This is a genomic window from Paraburkholderia podalyriae (genome assembly GCF_014397785.1).
Lineage (GTDB): Bacteria > Pseudomonadota > Gammaproteobacteria > Burkholderiales > Burkholderiaceae > Paraburkholderia > Paraburkholderia podalyriae.
Genome location: NZ_VZQQ01000174.1, coordinates 1 through 2,719, shown reverse-complemented (window position 1 = coordinate 2,719; position 2,719 = coordinate 1). Strand labels below are relative to the sequence as shown.

3 protein-coding genes are annotated in these 2,719 nt (G+C 60.7%); all 3 read left to right on the top strand.

The features are described from left to right. The coding region (locus F6X42_RS42160) for an electron transfer flavoprotein-ubiquinone oxidoreductase (protein WP_187639669.1) at positions 1 to 1,568 on the top strand (1,568 nt) is incomplete at its 5' end. 336 nt (positions 1,569 to 1,904) lie between these two features. Continuing rightward, positions 1,905 to 2,189, top strand: coding sequence for a CopG family ribbon-helix-helix protein (locus F6X42_RS42155; protein WP_187639668.1), 285 nt, complete (start codon positions 1,905 to 1,907; stop codon positions 2,187 to 2,189). Continuing rightward, a complete protein-coding gene (locus F6X42_RS42150) occupies positions 2,177 to 2,485 on the top strand; it encodes a type II toxin-antitoxin system RelE/ParE family toxin (RefSeq protein ID WP_187639667.1) in 309 nt (102 codons plus the stop codon). Before F6X42_RS42155 ends, F6X42_RS42150 begins: the two co-directional genes overlap by 13 nt. The last annotated feature ends 234 nt before the right edge of the window (positions 2,486 to 2,719 follow it).

Here is a 2,719-nt window from a genome sequence, read left to right as displayed (position 1 = left end):
TGAAGCAGCGCGCTGCCGAACAAGGCGTCGAGCTTGGCGTGTGCGTGCTGGAAAAAGGCTCGGAGATCGGGGCGCATATCCTGTCGGGCGCCGTGATGGACCCGCGCGCACTGACCGAACTGATCCCCGACTGGAAGGAAAAAGGCGCGCCGCTGACGGTCGACGTGACCGAGGACCGCTTCCTGTTTCTGTCGGCAACGGGCGCGAAGAGCGTGCCGGTCTGGGCGCTGCCGGGTAACTTCAGGAACCACGGCAACTACGTGATCAGCCTCGCGAACGTGACGCGCTGGTTGGGTCAGCAGGCTGAGGCGCTCGGCGTTGAGATCTTCCCGGGCTTTCCGGCGGCCGAAGTGCTGTACAACGACGACGGCTCGGTCAAGGGCGTCGCGACCGGCAACCTCGGCATCGGCAAAGACGGTGAGCCGACCGAGAACTTCCAGCTCGGCATGGAACTGCACGCGAAGTACACGCTGTTCTGCGAGGGCGCGCGCGGCCACCTCGGCCGTCAGCTTAACGACCGGTTCAAGCTGCGCGACGGCGCCGATCCGCAGGTCTATGGCCTCGGCATCAAGGAGTTGTGGGAAATCGATCCTGCGAAGCACAAGCCGGGTCTGGTGATGCATACGGCCGGCTGGCCGCTCGAAAACGACACCTACGGCGGCTCGTTCCTCTACCACATGGACAACAGCCAGGTCGTGGTGGGCTTCGTGGTCGGCCTCGGCTACACGAATCCGTATCTGTCACCGTTCGAGGAATTCCAGCGCTACAAGACGCATCCGGCAATCCGCGCGATTCTGGAAGGCGGCAAGCGCGTGTCGTACGGCGCGCGGGCGATTACCGCAGGCGGGCTGATGTCGCTGCCGAAGCTGGTGTACCCGGGCGGTGCACTGGTCGGCGACGATGCGGGCTTCCTGAACGCGTCGCGCATCAAGGGTTCGCACGCCGCGATCAAGACCGGCATGCTCGCCGCCGATGCCGCGTTCGACGCCGTGCAGGCCGGCCGCACCAGTGATGAACTCACCGACTATCCGGAAGCGTTCAAGACGTCATGGCTCTATACCGAGCTGTACCGCGCGCGCAATTTCAAGCAGTGGATGAGCAAGGGCCTGTACCTCGGCACGCTGATGGTCGGTCTCGAGCAGAAGCTGCTCGGCGGCAACGTGCCGTGGACGCTCCATCATCAGCACTGGGATCACGAGATGCTCAAGCCGGCGTCGCAGTGCAAGCCGATCACGTATCCGAAACCGGACGGGCAGCTCACGTTCGACCGGTTGTCCTCGGTGTTCATCTCGAACACCAATCACGAAGAAAACCAGCCGGTGCACCTGACGCTGAAAGATCCGTCGGTGCCGGTGAACGTGAACTGGCAGACCTATGCGGGGCCGGAGTCACGCTTCTGCCCGGCGGGTGTCTACGAGTTCGTGAAGAACGAGCAAAACGAAGACCGCTTGCAGATCAACGCGCAGAACTGCGTGCACTGCAAGACCTGCGATATCAAGGACCCGACACAGAATATCGTCTGGGTCACGCCTGAAGGTGGCGGTGGGCCGAACTATCCAGGCATGTAGTGAAGCTCCCGGGGAAAAAAGCTTCGTGGTTCTGCCGCGCCGATGGATGGTAGCGAAGCTTGAGCTGGTTGAATCGGTTTCGCCGGCGGCGGCGCCTGTCAGTCCGCTCCGCCGCCAAGCTCAGGCATAGTTTGGACGTGGTTTAGCGAGCCGATTTTCGCGCTTTCTACCCTGACTTCGACCGCATCTCCACGATGTGAACGTCCGGTTCTGACTAAGCCTCATGCGGATGCGACCCTTTTTTCTTGGTTCCCTCGCTTCAGTTTGGACGACTGCGTGCACTGGCAAACTTGAGAGAGTATGATGTAGCACAGATGTGACACATGAGAGGTCTCTATGTCTACCACCACGCTCCGCCTTCCGCCGGAACTCCGCGAGCGGATCTCGAGACTTGCTGAAGAATCGGGAACTACAGTCCACAGCTTCATGCTGGAGGCGATTGCCGAGAGGGTCACCAGCGAAGAACTGCGTCGCGAATTCCTCACTGAAGGGAACGATCGCCTCGCAAACATGCTGAAGAACGGCCTCGGGATTGAGTGGGCCGACATGCGCGACTATCTGGGCCAGCGGGCCGCAGGGCGCGATCCGGGAACACCGAAGGTCAAGCGATGGCGCGAATAGTTCTTGCGCCTGAAGTTCGCGACGATTTTGACCGGATCTTTGACTTCCTGTTTGAACACAACCCCGCGAGCGCCGCAAAACACATTGACGATATCGTTCGCGCGTTAGACATCCTTCAGACGAGTCCTCAAATTGGACGGCCTGTTAGTGGCCCCGGCGCAATGCGCGAGCTGGTCATTTCGAATGGAGCGCATGGTTATCTTGCGCTGTATCGTTTTGTGGCTGAGCTGGACGTTGTGCTGGTGGCCGCCATTCGCAGCCAGAGGGAGTTGCGGTATCGGCGTACCGGCAACTGAACGACAGGGACAGAAGGAGGCCTGGCCTCAGAAGTGGTGCCGGTAGACCGGTAAATATGGGCGCCTGTGTGGGGCGCCCACCGATCCGCTCAATTTGACATAAAAGCAATGATCGCGATTTGCTTCGTATTCCTATGTATGTGGCATCGGTGCGGTGCCGGCTAACGAGCTTCGGGCATATCAGCCCTGTAACGCCTCCGCACGGAAGCCACTGTGCAGTGCGACCTCATCGAA